We start from the raw sequence: 17,851 nt of genomic DNA on the forward strand, positions 1-17,851 counted from the left end.
TAATATTAATTTATCGAGTGATGTAATATGAGCAAATCTAAAACAGTTACCCTGACTCAAACAGTCAATTTAACACCGCCACAAAATGATGTCTCTGATCTGCCTTTATCGGATTCTGAACGATTTAAGCGAGAAAGTAATTATTTGCGAGGCACTATCGTTGATGATCTTAATAACGGTTTAACGGGTGGCTTTAACAGCGATAATTCTCAGCTAATTCGCTTACATGGCATGTATCAGCAAGATGATCGCGATATTCGTAAAGAACGCACAGAACAAAAACTCGAGCCACTGATCTCCATGATGTTACGTTGCCGCCTGCCCGGTGGTATCATCACCCCAAAACAGTGGCTGACTATCGATAAATTTGCTACTGAAGCAACAAAATATGGCAGTATTCGACTCACGACTCGACAAACTTTCCAATTTCACGGACTGTTTAAACGCAGCCTTAAGTCTGCTCATCAGCTGTTGCATAAGATAGGGCTAGATTCGATTGCCACTGCCGGTGATGTGAATCGTAACGTTTTATGTACTTCAAATCCTGTGGAATCAAAAGTTCATCAACAAGCTTATCATTGGGCAAGTAAAATCTCAGAACATCTTTTACCGAAAACCCGTGCTTACGTTGAAATATGGCTGGATGGTGAAAAGCTTTCTACACCCGATAGTGAGCCAATTTTAAGTTCGACTTATTTACCGCGTAAATTTAAAACTGCCGTTGTCATTCCCCCGATTAATGATGTGGATGTTCATGCTAATGATCTTAGCTTTGTGGCAATAGCAGAAAAAGGCGAACTGATTGGTTTTAATGTATTAGTTGGTGGTGGTTTGGCAATGACGCATGGTGATAAAACAACTTACCCACGCAAAGCCGACGATTTTGGTTTTATTCCTGTCGAAAAAGTACTGACGTTTGCTGAGGCCGTTGTGACCACCCAACGTGATTGGGGTAACCGCAATAATCGAAAAAATGCCAAAACTAAATATACGCTTGAACGTGTTGGCGTGGAAAACTTCAAAAAAGAGGTTGAACTACGTGCCGGAAGTAAATTTCTAAGTAGTAAACCTTATAACTTTAGTCGACGAGGTGATCAATTTGGTTGGTATAAAGGTATTGATGATAACTGGCATTTAACGCTATTTATTGAAAATGGTCGGTTACTTGATTATCCCAATAAACCATTAAAAACCGGCGTTGCAGAAATTGCCAAAATTCATCAAGGTGATCTGCGTATAACCGCCAATCAAAACTTAATTATTGCTAATGTTCCAGAAGAACAAAAAACAGCCATTGAACAAATTGCACGACAATATGGTTTGCTTGACGATACTGTCACATTACAACGTAAATATTCCATGGCCTGTGTGTCTTTCCCAACTTGCCCACTAGCTATGGCTGAAGCAGAACGGTTTTTACCGACGTTTGTAACTAAAATAGAACAGATGTTAACTCAGCATCACTTATCCGATGATTATATTATTTTGCGTGTAACCGGTTGCCCTAACGGTTGCGCCAGAGCCATGTTGGCGGAAGTGGGCATGGTGGGTAAAGCACCTGGTCGCTACAATTTATATCTTGGCGGTAATCGAGAAGGCACACGAATTCCTCGCTTATATAAAGAAAACGTGAATGTAGAGGAGATTTTATTAGCACTCGAACCACTTATCGCCGCATGGTCCATTCATCGCAATAAAGAAGAAGGATTTGGTGATTTTGTTATTCGTCATGAGATTGTGAAACCGGTACTCAATTCAGCGATCGATTTTTATCAAGAGGCGAATTGAGATAAGTATAAAAGTTGTTGATTGATAATTTTAAACTATTTTTATTGACTGTAGGCATATATAGCCATAATTCATATGGTTATTACTTTATCATATTTGTCTTTTTTATACGTTCTTTTATACTGAAATTACTTATCAAAGTACATAATTTTACTAATAAAATTACGAATAAGCATAATTTATAAATTAGACAAAATGCTTATAACCAGTTTCATCATATTGCTTATGCTTGCTTGCGGTCTGAAATTTTTTAAATAATTCACTTTTTAGTTATTAATTATATACAGCAACTTACACATAAATAATACAACTATATAACGGGAATAAAGTAATTTTTACTAGGAAGATCGTCATGAATATACAACAATTAAGGATTATTCACGAAGCTGCGCGTTGTAATTATAATTTAACCGAAGTCGCAAATTCTTTATACACATCTCAGTCTGGTGTAAGCCGACATATCAAAGAGCTAGAAGAAGAGCTGAATATTGATCTTTTTATTCGTCAAGGTAAGCGGTTGATTAACATGACTGAACCCGGTTTAGAATTGGTGGTTATTGCCGAGCGAATTTTAAATGAAATTAATAATATTAAGCGATTATCAACCATTTTTTCTAATACTGATGAAGGTTCATTAGTGATAGCGACCACCCACTCTCAGGCCCGTTATATTCTCCCAAATATTATAAAATCTTTTAGAATGCTTTTTCCTAAAGTTCATATCATTATCAATCAGGGATCATCTAGTGAAATTATCTCTCAGCTTCTTTCTGGCGAAGCAGATATTGGTATTGATAATGAAAGAGTGGATAACAGTTCACTTGCTATTTACCCTTTTTATCGTTGGCATTACTCTATAGTTACTCCTAAAGATCACCCTTTGACTAAAGTCGATAAAGTGACGTTAGATATGTTACAAACATTACCTATCATCACTTATCGTCAAGGAATATTTCCTCGTAAAAGTATTGATAAAGCCTTTTCAGCTATCGGATTGACACCCAATATCTCGCTCAATGTTCAGGAGCCTGATGTTATTAAAACTTATGTTGAGTTAGGTTTAGGGATTGGTATTTTAGGTAATAAAATGTATAACCCTGATCATGATATCAATTTAGTTGAATTGGATGCGAAACATCTGTTTGAATCACATGTTACATGGCTAGGATTAAAACGACATAAATTACAACGTAATTATATTTGGCGCTTTATTCAATTATGCAATCAAGAGTTGTCACTCGAAGATATCAAAAGTCATGCATTAATTGAGCAAACTCATTCCAAAATACTTGATTATCAGATTTAATTTATAGGAATCATTCTCCTTAAATCATAAACTCTAATAGTTCATCTTGCATAAAAATATTAACGAGTGCAGGTTGCCAGTAGACAGTATCACCAATTTCAACTTGCTGTTGTTCATATTGTCGATAGCTAATAGATACATCAATATGCTTTGGTTGTCCGGCTACAGCAATTTCCAGAAAGACGGTTGGACCAGCAGTATGTATACGTACAACTTCTCCTTGGATATCATTTTTTCGGGCAATTTTAGCAATACTGATTTCGTGAGGTCGAACATAAGCGATAGCAGACTGATCAGGCCAGGTACCTTGTTCCTTCATATCTTTGTGAAAATCACCAATGATTAATGTATTATTTTCAATATAACCATATAAAAGGTTAACATCCCCTAGAAAATGCGCAACAAAGGCGGTTTTTGGTTGCTTATAGACTTCGGCAGGGGTACCTATTTGCTCTATGTGACCTTGATTCATTAAAATTATTCTATCAGCAACTTCCAGTGCTTCTTCTTGATCATGGGTAACAAAGATGCTGGTAACATTGAGTTCATGATGAAAATCACGCAACCAACGCCTTAAATCTTTACGGACTTTAGCATCTAAAGCACTAAATGGTTCATCAAGCAACAACACATTAGGTTTCGAAGCCAACGCACGCGCTAACGCAACTCGCTGACGCTGACCACCTGACAGTTGGTCTGGATAACGTTTGGCAAAATGGTCAAGTTGCACTAATTCGAGTAATTGATTAACGCGTTCATCAATTGCTGTTTTATTTAATCGTACAGATCTTGGTTTCATTTTTAGTCCAAATGCCACATTTTCAGTTACATTCATATGCCGAAATAACGCATAATTTTGAAAGACAAAACCAATATCTCGTTGCTTGGCGCTCAGCTTAGTTACTTCCCTATCAGCAAAATAGATTTGCCCTGAACTGGCTGTTTCTAAACCCGCTATAATGCGCAGTAAAGTTGTTTTTCCACAACCAGATGGGCCTAATAGTGCAACTAATTCACCTTGTTTTATGCTGAAATTGATATTTTCTAAGACATTAACGTGTTCAAAACTTTTATTGATATTGTGTAGTGTAATACTCATATCTACCTCTTAGTTCCCGTAATGACATTCATTGGCTAAGCGCCTTTCAATCCATTGACGAATCAAGAGTAACGCAAGCGACATCATTAATAGCAAAATAGCGACACTAAATGCGGCAACAATATTGTATTCATTGTATAAAATCTCAACATGAAGCGGTAAGGTATTGGTGTAACCACGAATATGCCCAGAAACAACCGATACCGCGCCAAATTCACCGAGTGAGCGAGCGGTGCAAAGAACAACACCATGCATTAAGGCCCATTTAATATTGGGTAAAGTAATGTGGAAAAAAATTTGCCAGCCATTTGCACCAAGGACGCTGGCGGCCTCTTCTTCATGAATGCCTTGTAATGCCATTATCGGAATGAGTTCTCTTGCCACAAAAGGAACGGATACAAAAATCGTTGCTAAGATAATTCCTGGAATCGCATAGACAATTTGAATATTCCACGCCTGCAAAAACGGATACAACGCACTTTGTGCGCCAAATAGCAATACATAGATTAAACCTGCAACAATGGGGGAAATCGAGAACGGTAAATCAATTAATGTGACTAATATTTGTTTGCCTTTGAACTGATATTTAGTTATGACCCATGCTGCACATACACCAAATATCACATTTAATGGTACCGCTACACCAACGGCAATCAGTGTTAATTTAAAAGCGGATAAGGTATCTGGCTCAATAATCACTTGCCAAAATGCATTTACACCATTAGCTAGCCCTTGCGCAAGTACCACAACTAGCGGCAACAACAAAAGTCCGAAAAACAGTATTACCGCCAATAAGATTAGCAATAGCTGTAAACGGGTTACTCTCTTTTTTTCTGTTATTGATTGTAATATCTGCATAATCTTATATTAATGGTTTTTATTAATCTTACGGTTAAGTTTTCGCTGTAAACTGTTCATAATTAATAACAATACAAAAGCAATTAGTAACATCGTTACACCAATCGCGGCAGCGGCATCATAAGCATATTGGTCAAGTTTTGAGACAATTAATAACGGTAATATTTCGGTCTTAAATGGAATATTACCGGCAATAAAGACCACTGAACCATATTCGCCAATAGCACGAGCAAAAGCGAGGGTAAACCCCGTTAGCCAAGCAGGTAAAATGGCAGGTAAAATAATATGCATAAAAATTTGCCTAGGCGATGCACCAAGCAAACTCGCCGCTTCTTCTTGTTCACGTGGTAAATCAGCCATCACCGGTTGCAAAGTACGCACAACAAACGGCAATGTAACAAATAACAGCGCTAAGGTAATGCCAATGGGGGTATAAGCAATTTTAAAACTGAACCATTGCCCAATTGGCCCATTTTTGGCATAAATTGCGGTTAACGCAATGCCAGCAACGGCTGTTGGTAAGGCAAACGGGATATCAATACAGATATCCATTATCTTACGTCCTGGAAATCGATAACGCACCAGTACCCAAGCCAATAGTAAACCAATAAAGCTGTTTAAACCGGCGCTGATAAATGCGGTACTTAATGAAAGAGTTAATGCCAATAAAAACTGTTTGCTGACTAATAACCGATGCCACTCCTCAAAAGACAGCTTTGTTGAATAAAGAAACAAACCTAATAACGGAATAAGCACAATCAAGCTAAGAAAGGTTAAAGTATAACCTAACGTTAAGCTAAAACCTGGGATGATCCGTTGTTGTTTAATGCTTGCAACTTTCATAACATTCACCTTTATACCGCAAAGCTAAGTGAGCACACACACAACATCGCCAGAATAAGTAGTAATTAGTTTATCTCAGCATAAATTGCATCAAAGATGGCCCCATCACTAAAAAATTTTTTTTGCACTGTTTGCCATCCACCAAAATCGTTATCAACCGTAACTAACTTAATAGTAGGAAACTGATCAGCATATTGTTTAAGGACATCAGGATTAACAGGACGGTAAAAATGCTTGGCAATGATGTGTTGTGCCGGATCGCTATATAAGTATTCCAAATAAGCTTGCGCTTGCTTACGTGTACCTTTGCTATCAACAACTTTATCGACTAAAGCCACAGTCGGCTCAGCTAAAATGGATAATGAGGGCATAATAATTTCTAATTGATCGCCACCTTGCTCTTTTAACGCCAAATAAGCCTCATTTTCCCAAGAAATTAAAACATCACCTAAGCCTCGCTGTACAAAGCTAATGGTTGCACCTCGGGCACCTGTGTCTAAAACCGGAACATGTTGATATAATTGGGTGACAAAATCTTGAGCTTGTTCATCGTTACCGTAGGTACTTTTAGCATAAGCCCAAGCCGCCAAAAAATTCCAACGAGCCCCACCCGAGGTTTTGGGATTGGGTGTTATTACCTCAACATCATCTTTTATGAGATCACCCCAATCATAAATCTGTTTTGGATTACCTTTACGCACTAAAAAGACAATAGTTGAATGGTAAGGCGCACTATTATTTGGCAACCTAGCTTGCCAATCAGGTGATATGTTAGTTTGATAACGATTTAACGCATCAATATCACTCGCTAAAGCAAGCGTAACCACATCGGCCTGCAAACCATCAATGACCGAACGCGCCTGTTTACCAGACCCACCATGCGAATTATTTATCGTCAACCGTTCACCGGTTTGCTGCTGCCAATACTCGATAAAAGCCTGATTATATGCTTTATAAAGTTCTCGCGTGGGATCATAAGAGACATTGAGTAATTCAATTGCTTGCGCTTGATGCATAAAAGTGCAAATTGCCAATAAGATTAAGCTGATCCCATGCCTATATAATTTTTGAAAAAGAGGTAAATTTTTCACTCGACACCTCACGCTACACGACTAATGTATTGGATTAGTAATGATAAAAATATGAAATAATTAGACCAAATTATGGTGAGATGCGAAAACGATTATTTTGCATTTAGTTATAACAAAAATAGATATATAGGTGTGGAGGGAGATGAGAGTGGCGAGATTTTGGGTATAAAAAATAATTCAAGCAGATATTCTTTGAGCAGATCTTAGATGTGCCATTGTATTACGATACAACGATTGTAAATTGTCGTTACACAATCTTTCAAACTATCATATTACAAACAAAATCTATTATTCGGAGTTTATAATCAGCTCATGACAGTTCTTAATTCATATACTTTTTTAATTGATTTATAAAAGTAAGCTTTCTAGCATCATAACTATCATTGGTAATACAACGGAAATGCTTAAAAAAGATAGAGAATATATTTATTTAGCGGAATTTCAGACACAAAAAAACCAGCTTTCGCTGGTGTTCCTTTTTCGTAATTGGTGCCCGGACGCGGAATCGAAAAGGCCTTTGTAAGTATTGGAGTTATTGGTTTGGGGGATTTGAGGTGGGGTAATGTATCCGAGGTTGTATTCGTAGTGGGATTGGTTCATTTTTAACTTCATTTATATTAATTAGCTGTTAAATTTTTTTACTACTATTTTAGTGCCTTCTAGTTCCACAAAATAGACTAGCCAAAACAAAAAATAATTTTTTAAAATCAATTCATTTATTCATGTATTCATGATTTTTGAAAATTAAATTAATCTGTGACAATATAAGGTTATTTACTCTTATATTTTATAATAATTCATATGCTAAAAAATGATATTCATTTATCTGATTCAAGAATATTAATATGAACTACATTATTTCATGTAAAAAAAATAGAGAAATATTATGAATAATATCTAAATTAGATGCTTTCATTGAAATTACTCAAATGATTTCTATGTTAGATAATTATCTCCTATTGAAATTAGCATTTAAAGATATTGATGGATATACATCAATATTTTTCATTAATGAACTACCTGAATAACAAAAGTAGGAAATAATTACTTAAATTCAGTAATTCCTATTCTAGAAATATGGTTAGCATATTTTGTTGTTAACATATCCATATAGTCTTTTTTTAATGAAAAAAGTAAGTCACCAATTGATTCATCAGTATTTACTGATAATGGTTTAGGCAGTGATATTGTATAATTGAAATTAAAAATAAGTTGAAAGGTCTGTTCACTGTCATCCCTAGGCTTCATAAGTATTTTTGGGAAAAAAGAATATGCAGGAATAGTAGATAATAACCTATCATCAATTTCATTGGTCTTAATTCCTAGAATAAATTTTAACAATCTATTTTTATTTTGAGAATAATCACATGCAGGACTAAGCTCAACAGCAATTATTTGACTATTTTTAATAATATTTTGGACTTGAGCTTTTTCTTCTGTATCAAGCTCTAATTTAAAATTAATCAACTGCCTTATCCAGTCATTGGGTTCGTTCTTTTTCCCTATATATCTATTTATCAAATCAGAACTACAAGCATAAACAGAACCTCTTTCACATCTATTAGCATTATTATTTATGTGAAATATAGTATTTAATTTATATTTTTTCTCAGAATCTAAAGAAATTGATTGAATTTCACTATCGTTTATTGGAAATAAATCATTCCAACTTTGATTTGATATCAATTGCTCCATATGAAAGTTAATCATCGGGTTTAAACCAGAAATAATACCTTCACCCAAACGATTTTTTATATGTTTTCTTCCAATAGTGCTTTCGGCTATTTTTATAAATGTTTTTTTTAGATTATTATTTGGTTTCTGCCAAGAACAAGCATCATCTAACGTGATCGAATGAATATCATTAATCGTATTGGTAACAGCTTGATTAGCTTTTTTTTCTAGATCATATAGTAAATTTATAGGGGAATCATGAATTAACTGACAGATTTTACTATATAATCCTTCATCTTCTGACAGATCAGATTTTAAAAAATCAGTTTTATCAATACATTCGATATTAACTGGTACAGGAACGTCATAATCACTAATACGTTCATCCATGAAAACTTTAAAATTATTAACTAAGCGCTGATTATTTGTCCAAAAAATTAGTGCATAAGGACCATTATCTTTTGCAATATAACATGTTAAAGCGATAGCTAACTGATGAAATATGTCTTTAAGCCCAGGATCAGAATTATAATCATAAAATTCTGAAGTTGGAGCTAATGAACTAGTTAAATTGACATCAAAAAAAGCGACCCTAACTCCTTTTAATGGCTTAGAATAAAACCCATCATATTCTAAGGCCTTACAAGCAATACCCTCTTTCCAAAAAACTGTTGCTAAAGTTTTTAGTTCTTTTTCTTCGTTGTCTACAATAATTATTTTATTATCTTTAAACATCTTTATACCTATTTTTTGGGAAAAACTAAGGCAATACAAGCACCATCATAAATTTTAGGAATATTCAAATCTTCGGTATCAGGAAATAACAATTTACCTCCTGTAATTTCCATCACCATGCTAGCAAAATATAATCCTAGTCCCATACCATCTGGTTTAGTTGAGGTAAATGGATTGATTAATGTTTCGGGATCTTGACTAAAACCAGTTCCATTATCAACAATAATAATTGCCGGACCATCAAAAGATTGCATATCCGTTCCAATATATAAACCTTTTTTAAAATTTTTCTTTACTTCTCTATCACAACGAGCCTCTATCCAAAAAATAGCATTATCAATAATATTTGAAAAAGTATTAGCTAATAAATTTGATTGCCCTGTAATTATAAAATCTTCATTTTCTCCTGTTAAAATTGGGCTTGAAAAAATGATATTATGTCGTTTGAAGCGGCCTTTATATCTAAACTCAATGTTATTCACATATTCAGAAGCTTTTCTTTTAATATTTTTTTGCTGTTTTAATAGTGGTGAGACATAACTCAATAATTGAATTAAATCTTTTACTCTATCTTTAATCGATTGAATTTCACAATTTGGTGTTGTCAATTCTTGATCAATATAACGCATTTCTCGCTCCACTTCATGAAAAGCAACTCCTAAATTAAGCCCTGTCATACCAGAGTTAAGCATTATATTTCTCATTTCGTCATAATCATTCTTAACTTTATTAATTAAAGGTGCAAATTCTTTAGTTAATCCTTTTTGTTCTAGCTTATTTGTTAAATCTTGTATGGTTTCAGAAAAACCAATTTTTTTTATCGATACTTGTCCTGAAGTAAGTTCATCAATTTTTACTTTATCTTGTTTAGCTTCATTCTCAAAAATATTAAAAATAATGTTAACAATATCTTTAAAACGCTGGTAGATTTCGTTCTCAAAAAAGCCTTCTCTATTTGTTTTTTCTTGCAAACCATGTTCACTCTGAGCAAGATCTAATTCAATAGCACCAATCGTGACTTTTCTTCCAAAGTGGTCTCCTGCTCTTTGAATTTTTTGTAAGTCAAGACCTAACCAATCATCTGTAGGTTCCCCATAGTTATAAACTCTTATATTATCTCTATAAATTCGAACACCACAATTCTCTCTTATATAATTTTTAACAGCAGTGATCTGACCTCCGAATTTTGTTTCTAAAATACTCCTGTGCAAATTAAAAACATAAAAACGCCCTTTAATTGGTCCTATTTTCTCAATATCCTTATTTCTTAGATATTTTGAAGACTCGGTCATACCATCAATTTTACTATAAAGTTTATCGCCAACTAACAACAAATTTCTATTTTCTTGTCCATTTGAATAGGGTTGAAAATCCAAACTTCTCTTTTCTATTTTTAGCTGATGTGAAGGATTAAAACTGTACTTCCATCGAAATTCTGCTAAATCATTACAATTAATAAATTTTTTACCATTAATATCTTTTGACCGCGGTGTTACTTCAAATTGAAATTGATATAAGCTGTCATTTAATATATCTACTGAGGATTTTAACCCTTCAAGCCAAGGTTGTTTTTCATTGGCGTTAACTACAACATTAAAGCCATCAATTTTTTGGAACGGGTTTTTTATATTTTCAATTTTTCTCACAATATCTCGCAATTGGGCTTTGCTCCAATCAGAATTGTATAATCCGGAAAGTGTAATTATAGTTCCTTGATTTTTTGGGAATTTATGGGTATCAATATTATGCTGATTAACTTGAACCTCTAAATCTTGTATCAATTCTTTTGAGTTAATTAACTCTTTCCAGTCAATAAAAAATTCACTGTATGTAGTTTGCTCTAATGTTTTGGTTTCTACCTTTATTTGTTTTGCCAGTTTATGTACTGCTAATCGACCAACACCTTTATTACCTAAAGAAAGTCGACCTTTTGGACTTATTTTACCTTCCTTTTTTCTTTTGAAATCTGTACCAACAGTTAGCCATACCTCATCAATAACTTTTTCTGACATTCCATGTCCATCATCTTGAATTATAATTTCTTGTTCAGATGTATTTAAGTTTTTAAATTCTATTGTTACTTCTTCTGCATCAGCATCATAAGCATTTTTTACTAATTCAAAAATAGCTAGCCCATCACTACCAATCAACTGATCACCTAATAGACTAAGGATATGACTCTTTGCTTTTATTTTACCCATAATATTTCCTTAATTTTTTTAGCTAAAACAGCTGACATTAATGGCGGTACAGCGTTACCAATTTGAGTGAATGCAGCAGTCCTTGATCCTTCAAAAAAATAATCATCAGGAAAGGATTGCAGCCTAGCCGCCTCCCTTACTGAAATAGAGCGAACTTGTGTTGGATGAATATAGTAATGCCCATCTTTAGCAATGTGAGCAACTAAGGTATGAGAAAGTCCATTCATATCAACAACCTTAAATCTATCTAGAAAAGACGATACATTATTTTGCGTTCTTAATCTGTTAGGAAGATCATTATATTTAAGCCGATGGTTTTCATTATTCCATTTATCTTGAACAATTTTATAGATGGCTAAATCATTAATATTGTGAGGTCTTGAGATATGTTGAGTATAAAAATCTAATACATTCCTAACATTATATTTTATTTGATATTCAGATGCTTGCTTTTTATATTTACCAACAGAAATAGAATCTCCCGGTTTTAATACTTCTAGATCATGGAAAATATCTGCCACAGTATAACGTTCTATTTCTTTTGGAAATTCTGGGTAAGCTAGTTTTTTTGTTTTCAGACTACCAATGATAATAACTCGCCGTCTTGATTGTAAAACACCAAATTCTTCTGCTTTTAAAATTTGATAATCAACATCATAGCCTAATTTGTCATAATAATTGCGTAAATCATTAAAATACTCCCCTTTATTTGCACTAACAATTCCCGGGACATTCTCAAATACAAACATACTAGGTTTATATTTAGCAAGTATTTTACCATATAATTTATATAATTTTACACGTTCATCGTTATCCCAATCAATACCATGGCGGCCTATAAGGGAATAAGCTTGGCAAGGTGGTCCCCCAATTAATAAATCTACTTTCTTAAATTTACGTAATTTTAGATTTTTATCTATTTGTTTATAAATATATTTTAAGTTACCTTCATCGATTTTTAAATTTAAAATTGAATCTAATAAATCTGTCGGCAAATTTTCATATAAATTTGCTCGAGAAATTTCACCTTTTAAATAGCTAACATAAATATCTAATTGATTATTATCTTTCAAATAATGGTAAGCTAATCTTGTTTTTAAGGTATAACAAGCATCAACATTCATTTCGACATGAATGATTGGTTCAAAACCATTTCTAATAAAACCTTCCGAAAGCCCGCCAGCGCCAGCGAAAAGATCTATGTATGATAGCGAATTTTTTCGTTTTAAATTAGCTGTTTTCATAATATTTTAGGGATAATGCCTTACTATTTTTTTAAATATTATATTATTTAAAACTAGTGAATACTATTTAATTCATCACGATGTCATAGCTTAATAATAAACATTGCTTAATATTACTATTTTCTTTAATTATTCCTATATTCAAAATATTTTATAAAACTCATTTGACAACTTTATAAATTATTAAATAACACATCACCGAGATTAATCAAAAACACAATAGTCCTCCGGCACATCTTCGCCGTCATAATCTTCAGTAAAGCCTTCACCAGTATGATAAACATATCCACAGGAGCAGAATGTACCTTCCTGCTCAAGCGCAATATCATGTCCATACTTTTCATAATCAAAGTAGTTAGCTAAATTGCCCAGCTCTTTCAAGTTGTAACAACCTCTTTCTTTAATCCAGTAGAAACCTAAATCATATTCAGCGCTTACATTCCACAAACATTGAAAATAATCTAAGTTATCAATTAAGTTAATAAGATCGGCAACTGATTGAACATTCCCACCGATATCAGAAAACTGCTTCATAAATTTCAATGTCATTACTACTCAGACTCTTCAAGTCTGGAGGCTAAATAGTTAAGTTCATTAAGATTGCTGTATTCCGAAATATAATTCGATACGCCACTAACCTATGATTCATCATCAGTTAAAAAAGAACTCTTCATATTGAATGCCATCAATACCAATATGCTCAAAACATTGAGTAACATGTTCAGACGTTGTTGGCAAAGCCAAGCCAAGCCATTCATCGACTAGCTCTCCTTCGTTATATTTACCTAAATTGGTGATAAAAACTGGAATCGTACTCAAATCCACGACAGTAGATTCCAGACATGTCGATACATGAGGTAATGTTTGCATAAGCACTTCTTAAATTTTAAGTATAAAATGATTGATTTCTGAAAAGAAAATTAAATAGTGAGGTGTTTGTTAAGCCGTCTTAAACTCATAAGGCATAATAAATTCGGTTCGAATTGAATCTATATAATTGGCCCACCACTGAACCATTTTCTTACGCTCTTCAATATGTTGTGCTTTATGAATATAAGCAGCTCTTACCCCATTACGTTCTTAATGACTCATTTGACGTTCTACAGCATCTCGTGACCAAAGATTCGAATCGACTAATGCACTACAAGCCATAGTTCTAAAACCATGTCCACAAAGTTCTGTTTTAGTATCGTAGCTAATTGAACGTAATGCTTTATTAATGGTATTTTCACGCATGGTTTTTCTCGGAGAATGATCGTCAGTAAATACCAGTTCATACATTCCACTAATATCATAAATTTGTTTTAAAATCTCAATGGCTTGATCACTTAATGGAACCAAATTAGGAGGGGGCATTTTTGAACCGCGGTGAGAATGCGGTACACCATCAATCACTTCGCTTTCTGCCGAAATAGTCCAAACCTTTTTATCAAAATCGATGTCAGACCACCGAGCAAAATGCAATTCACTAGAATGAATAAAGATAAGTAAGGAGAGTTTAATTGCTAACTTGGTTAACTCTCGTCCTTTAAAGTTATCAATACGCTCTAATAGTTCAGGTATCTTTTCTAGTTCAAGTGAGGGACGATGATTCACCTTAACCTTACTCAACACACCTTTCAAGTCCTGAGCTGGATTATAAGAGATATAACCATTTTGTAATGCATAACACATAATAGCGGATGTGAGTTGTTGTAATCGGCTTGCAATTTCACTACGTCGATCTTCTTCAACAACTTTAATTGGATTAATTAACTGACGAGTAGTTAAAGCTTAAATAGAGTAAGCCCCAATTCTAGGGAACAAATAGAGAAAAAAATAACAAAATTTTAAAAAAATGTAAGCGCATTACGAAAGATACAGCAGAAAACAGTGAAAATTACTTAAATAAAATAGTATAGATTTGAACTTATCTAATAATAATTAGGAAAGCAATTCTCTATAACCCTTGCAAAAAAGGCTTTAAAGCCTTTTTTGGATACAAGCCGTTATCGAATCAAATGTATCCATTTTTTAACATGATTAGGGGGGATATCAGTTAACAAGAAAAATGCAGTATAAGGCTTATCTAAAAATGCTTTAGAAACAAAAAAACCAGCTTTCGCTGGTGTTCCTTTTTCGTAATTGGTGCCCGGACGCGGAATCGAACCACGGACACGGGGATTTTCAATCCCCTGCTCTACCGACTGAGCTATCCGGGCAACAATGGAGGTGTATTAAACACGATTCGCGATTATCCGTCAATCCTTTTTATAAGATATTTTAAAAAAACTCTACTGTTTGGTTGAAATTTAACTAGTTATTACTATATTAGTAACTTATTATGACATAATATCACTCTATACTTAGAGGAATTTTATATGCGAGTCTTTGGATTTATTATTTTTTTTATCTATGCTTATTTTGAACTAAGCTTTTTTATAAAAGTTGCTGATTCAATAGGTGTTTTTCTTGCTTTAATTGGCATTATTGCCACTTCGATTATTGGGTTTTCTTTAATTAAAAAGCAGGGTTTAAATAATCTAAGTATTATGCAACAAAAAATCGCTAATAATCAAAGTCCTAAAGATGAAATTATTAAGAGTGTGTCCTTACTCTTTGCGGGTTTTTTATTGCTAATTCCTGGTTTTTTAACCGATATGCTAGGCGGGATTTTGTTAATTCCACGCGTTCAAGATTATATTGTTCGCTTTATTGTTAAAAAATTTCCTTTCAAAGTTCGATCATTTTCTTCTAGCAACAATGCGCAACTTAATGATGTAATTGAGGGTGAATTTGAGCGTAAAGATGACTAATAATTAATCAATTAAAAAATTTTTTAATGTTATTCTCTTGAAGAATTTAAAACAACCCCCATTTAATGTTCACTATATTATATAGATCATAATTTTATGATTTATTGTTAATAATTATTTAATTTATATTAGTGCTAGGAGATAACTAATGAAAATTCGTCCATTGCATGATCGTGTGATCATTAAACGCAAAGAAGTAGAGTCAAAATCAGCTGGCGGTATTGTTTTAACAGGCTCAGCTGCGGGTAAATCAACACGTGGTGAAGTTTTAGCTGTTGGTAATGGTCGCATTTTAGAAAATGGTCAAGTTCAACCACTAGATGTAAAAGTTGGTGATATCGTTATTTTCAATGAAGGATATGGCGTTAAAACAGAAAAAATTGATAATGAAGAAGTGCTTATCTTATCTGAAAGCGATATTTTAGCCATTGTTCAAGCGTAATTGGCAAATAATTTAATTTATAGACAGAATTTAGGAGAAATACAAAATGGCAGCTAAAGATGTAAAATTTGGTAATGACGCTCGCGTTAAAATGCTTAAAGGCGTCAATGTATTAGCTGATGCAGTTAAAGTAACTTTAGGTCCAAAAGGACGTAACGTAGTATTAGATAAATCATTCGGTGCACCAACTATTACTAAAGATGGTGTGTCAGTTGCTCGTGAAATCGAATTAGAAGATAAATTCGAAAACATGGGTGCACAAATGGTTAAAGAAGTGGCTTCAAAAGCAAACGATGCCGCTGGTGACGGTACAACTACCGCAACAGTACTTGCTCAAGCTATTGTTAATGAAGGTTTAAAAGCGGTTGCTGCGGGTATGAATCCAATGGATTTAAAACGTGGTATCGATAAAGCAGTTGTTGCAGCAGTTGAAGAGCTTAAAAAATTATCTTCACCATGTGCTGATTCTAAAGCGATTGCTCAAGTAGGTACAATCTCTGCTAACTCAGATGAAACTGTTGGTACTTTAATTGCTCAAGCAATGGAAAAAGTGGGTAAAGAAGGTGTTATCACTGTTGAAGATGGTACTGGTTTACAAGACGAGCTTGATGTTGTTGAAGGTATGCAATTTGATCGTGGTTATTTATCACCATATTTCATCAATAAACCAGAAACAGCTACTGTTGAATTAGATAGCCCATATATTTTATTAGCTGATAAAAAAATCTCTAATATCCGTGAATTATTACCAGTATTAGAAGCAGTTGCTAAAGCAGGTAAATCACTACTAATCATTGCTGAAGATGTTGAAGGCGAAGCATTAGCAACTTTAGTTGTGAATACTATGCGTGGTATTGTTAAAGTTGCCGCAGTTAAAGCACCTGGCTTTGGTGATCGTCGTAAAGCTATGTTACAAGATATCGCTATTTTAACAGCCGGTACTGTAATTTCAGAAGAAATCGGTTTAGAGCTTGAAAAAGCTACTTTAGAAGACCTAGGTCAAGCTAAACGTGTTGTTATCAATAAAGACAATACCACTATCATTGATGGTGTTGGTGAAGAGTCTTTAATCAGTGCTCGTGTTGAACAAATTCGTAAACAAATCGAAGAATCAACTTCTGATTACGATAAAGAAAAACTTCAAGAACGTGTAGCTAAATTAGCTGGTGGTGTTGCAGTAATTAAAGTTGGTGCAGCAACTGAAGTTGAAATGAAAGAGAAAAAAGCACGTGTTGAAGATGCATTACATGCTACTCGCGCAGCTGTTGAAGAAGGTGTGGTTGCCGGTGGTGGTGTTGCGTTAGTTCGTGCTGCATCTGCAATTTTAGACCTTAAAGGTGCAAACGAAGATCAAAACGTTGGTATTAAAGTTGCCCTTCGTGCAATGGAAGCGCCATTACGTCAAATCGTGACTAACTGTGGTGAAGAAGCATCTGTTGTTGTTAACGCAGTTAAAGGTGGTAAAGGTAACTATGGTTACAATGCTTCAACTGAAGAGTACGGCGATATGATCGCAATGGGTATCTTAGATCCAACTAAAGTAACTCGTAGCGCATTACAATATGCTGCATCTGTTGCTGGTCTTATGATCACAACTGAATGTATGGTTACTGATCTACCTAAAGATGATAAAGCTGATTTAGGTGCTGCTGCAGGTATGGGCGGCATGGGTGGAATGGGCGGAATGATGTAATTCTGCTGTTTCTCCTAATAAAAACCACTCCGTTATGTGAGTGGTTTTTTTATGCCTAGCGATTGATTATATAAAATATTTA

14 protein-coding genes, 1 tRNA gene and 1 pseudogene are annotated in these 17,851 nt (G+C 34.1%); 5 read left to right on the plus strand and 11 right to left on the minus strand.

The genetic code is table 11. From position 1 onward, the window contains the following. The first annotated feature begins 27 nt into the window (after positions 1–27). A complete protein-coding gene (cysI, locus tag J3U27_RS04150; RefSeq protein WP_267330818.1) occupies positions 28–1,788 on the plus strand; it encodes an assimilatory sulfite reductase (NADPH) hemoprotein subunit in 1,761 nt (586 codons plus the stop codon). A gap of 352 nt (positions 1,789–2,140) precedes the next feature. Continuing rightward, a complete protein-coding gene (locus J3U27_RS04155) occupies positions 2,141–3,094 on the plus strand; it encodes a LysR substrate-binding domain-containing protein (protein WP_065562756.1) in 954 nt (317 codons plus the stop codon). A 19-nt stretch (positions 3,095–3,113) separates the two neighbouring features. Here J3U27_RS04155 and J3U27_RS04160 read toward each other — a convergent pair whose 3' ends face one another. The 11 genes and pseudogenes from J3U27_RS04160 to J3U27_RS04210 form a co-directional block, all read right to left on the minus strand. After that, complete coding sequence (locus tag J3U27_RS04160; RefSeq protein WP_267376914.1) at positions 3,114–4,193, minus strand: sulfate/molybdate ABC transporter ATP-binding protein; 1,080 nt, start codon at positions 4,191–4,193, stop codon at positions 3,114–3,116. A 9-nt stretch (positions 4,194–4,202) separates the two neighbouring features. Further along, on the minus strand, positions 4,203–5,051 hold the full coding sequence (cysW, locus tag J3U27_RS04165) for a sulfate ABC transporter permease subunit CysW (protein WP_267376915.1): 849 nt from the start codon (positions 5,049–5,051) through the stop codon (positions 4,203–4,205). 9 nt (positions 5,052–5,060) lie between these two features. Then, positions 5,061–5,879 (minus strand): sulfate ABC transporter permease subunit CysT, encoded by an 819-nt coding sequence (gene cysT, locus J3U27_RS04170; RefSeq protein WP_370634074.1) that lies wholly within the window; start codon positions 5,877–5,879, stop codon positions 5,061–5,063. 80 nt (positions 5,880–5,959) lie between these two features. After that, positions 5,960–6,910 carry a sulfate ABC transporter substrate-binding protein gene (locus tag J3U27_RS04175; RefSeq protein ID WP_416380535.1) on the minus strand — a complete coding sequence of 317 codons (951 nt, stop codon included), beginning with the start codon at positions 6,908–6,910 and terminating at the stop codon, positions 5,960–5,962. 1,119 nt (positions 6,911–8,029) lie between these two features. Continuing rightward, entirely contained in the window at positions 8,030–9,394 is a 1,365-nt protein-coding gene (locus J3U27_RS04180; RefSeq protein WP_267376916.1) for a hypothetical protein, read from the minus strand. Positions 9,395–9,402: 8 nt separating this feature from the next. Next, on the minus strand, positions 9,403–11,595 hold the full coding sequence (locus tag J3U27_RS04185) for an ATP-binding protein (RefSeq protein ID WP_267376917.1): 2,193 nt from the start codon (positions 11,593–11,595) through the stop codon (positions 9,403–9,405). After that, positions 11,583–12,839, minus strand: coding sequence for a DNA cytosine methyltransferase (locus J3U27_RS04190; RefSeq protein ID WP_267376918.1), 1,257 nt, complete (start codon positions 12,837–12,839; stop codon positions 11,583–11,585). The genes J3U27_RS04185 and J3U27_RS04190 overlap by 13 nt, the downstream gene beginning before the upstream one ends. A 204-nt stretch (positions 12,840–13,043) precedes the next feature. After that, a complete protein-coding gene (locus tag J3U27_RS04195; protein WP_267376919.1) occupies positions 13,044–13,388 on the minus strand; it encodes an antirestriction protein ArdA in 345 nt (114 codons plus the stop codon). Between the two features lie 102 nt (positions 13,389–13,490). Then, on the minus strand, positions 13,491–13,709 hold the full coding sequence (locus J3U27_RS04200) for an antirestriction protein ArdA (protein ID WP_267376920.1): 219 nt from the start codon (positions 13,707–13,709) through the stop codon (positions 13,491–13,493). A gap of 69 nt (positions 13,710–13,778) precedes the next feature. Further along, a pseudogene (locus J3U27_RS04205) lies at positions 13,779–14,609 on the minus strand (tyrosine-type recombinase/integrase); the annotation flags it as partial. Positions 14,610–14,964: 355 nt separating this feature from the next. Then, positions 14,965–15,040 (minus strand) — tRNA-Phe (locus J3U27_RS04210). A 159-nt stretch (positions 15,041–15,199) separates the two neighbouring features. Between J3U27_RS04210 and J3U27_RS04215 the strand changes: the two genes are divergently transcribed. From J3U27_RS04215 to groL, 3 genes are all read left to right on the plus strand, one after another. Continuing rightward, positions 15,200–15,634, plus strand: a complete 435-nt coding sequence (locus tag J3U27_RS04215; protein WP_267376923.1) for an FxsA family protein — start codon at positions 15,200–15,202, stop codon at positions 15,632–15,634. Between the two features lie 148 nt (positions 15,635–15,782). Continuing rightward, positions 15,783–16,076 carry a co-chaperone GroES gene (locus J3U27_RS04220; RefSeq protein WP_034915350.1) on the plus strand — a complete coding sequence of 98 codons (294 nt, stop codon included), beginning with the start codon at positions 15,783–15,785 and terminating at the stop codon, positions 16,074–16,076. Between the two features lie 46 nt (positions 16,077–16,122). Continuing rightward, a complete protein-coding gene (gene groL / locus J3U27_RS04225) occupies positions 16,123–17,769 on the plus strand; it encodes a chaperonin GroEL (RefSeq protein WP_065562751.1) in 1,647 nt (548 codons plus the stop codon). Positions 17,770–17,851: the final 82 nt, after the last annotated feature.

Source organism: Gilliamella sp. B2911, from assembly GCF_026536965.1.
Classification (GTDB): domain Bacteria; phylum Pseudomonadota; class Gammaproteobacteria; order Enterobacterales; family Orbaceae; genus Gilliamella; species Gilliamella apicola_E.

Coding starts and splice junctions, on each gene's coding strand:
- cysI (WP_267330818.1), top strand. CDS start 28: ATGAGCAAATCTAAAACAGTTACCCTGACTCAAACAGTCAATTTAACA.
- J3U27_RS04155 (WP_065562756.1), top strand. CDS start 2,141: ATGAATATACAACAATTAAGGATTATTCACGAAGCTGCGCGTTGTAAT.
- J3U27_RS04160 (WP_267376914.1), bottom strand. CDS start 4,193: ATGAGTATTACACTACACAATATCAATAAAAGTTTTGAACACGTTAAT.
- cysW (WP_267376915.1), bottom strand. CDS start 5,051: ATGCAGATATTACAATCAATAACAGAAAAAAAGAGAGTAACCCGTTTA.
- J3U27_RS04175 (WP_416380535.1), bottom strand. CDS start 6,910: ATGCATCAAGCGCAAGCAATTGAATTACTCAATGTCTCTTATGATCCC.
- J3U27_RS04180 (WP_267376916.1), bottom strand. CDS start 9,394: ATGTTTAAAGATAATAAAATAATTATTGTAGACAACGAAGAAAAAGAA.
- J3U27_RS04185 (WP_267376917.1), bottom strand. CDS start 11,595: ATGGGTAAAATAAAAGCAAAGAGTCATATCCTTAGTCTATTAGGTGAT.
- J3U27_RS04190 (WP_267376918.1), bottom strand. CDS start 12,839: ATGAAAACAGCTAATTTAAAACGAAAAAATTCGCTATCATACATAGAT.
- J3U27_RS04195 (WP_267376919.1), bottom strand. CDS start 13,388: ATGACATTGAAATTTATGAAGCAGTTTTCTGATATCGGTGGGAATGTT.
- J3U27_RS04200 (WP_267376920.1), bottom strand. CDS start 13,709: ATGCAAACATTACCTCATGTATCGACATGTCTGGAATCTACTGTCGTG.
- J3U27_RS04215 (WP_267376923.1), top strand. CDS start 15,200: ATGCGAGTCTTTGGATTTATTATTTTTTTTATCTATGCTTATTTTGAA.
- J3U27_RS04220 (WP_034915350.1), top strand. CDS start 15,783: ATGAAAATTCGTCCATTGCATGATCGTGTGATCATTAAACGCAAAGAA.
- groL (WP_065562751.1), top strand. CDS start 16,123: ATGGCAGCTAAAGATGTAAAATTTGGTAATGACGCTCGCGTTAAAATG.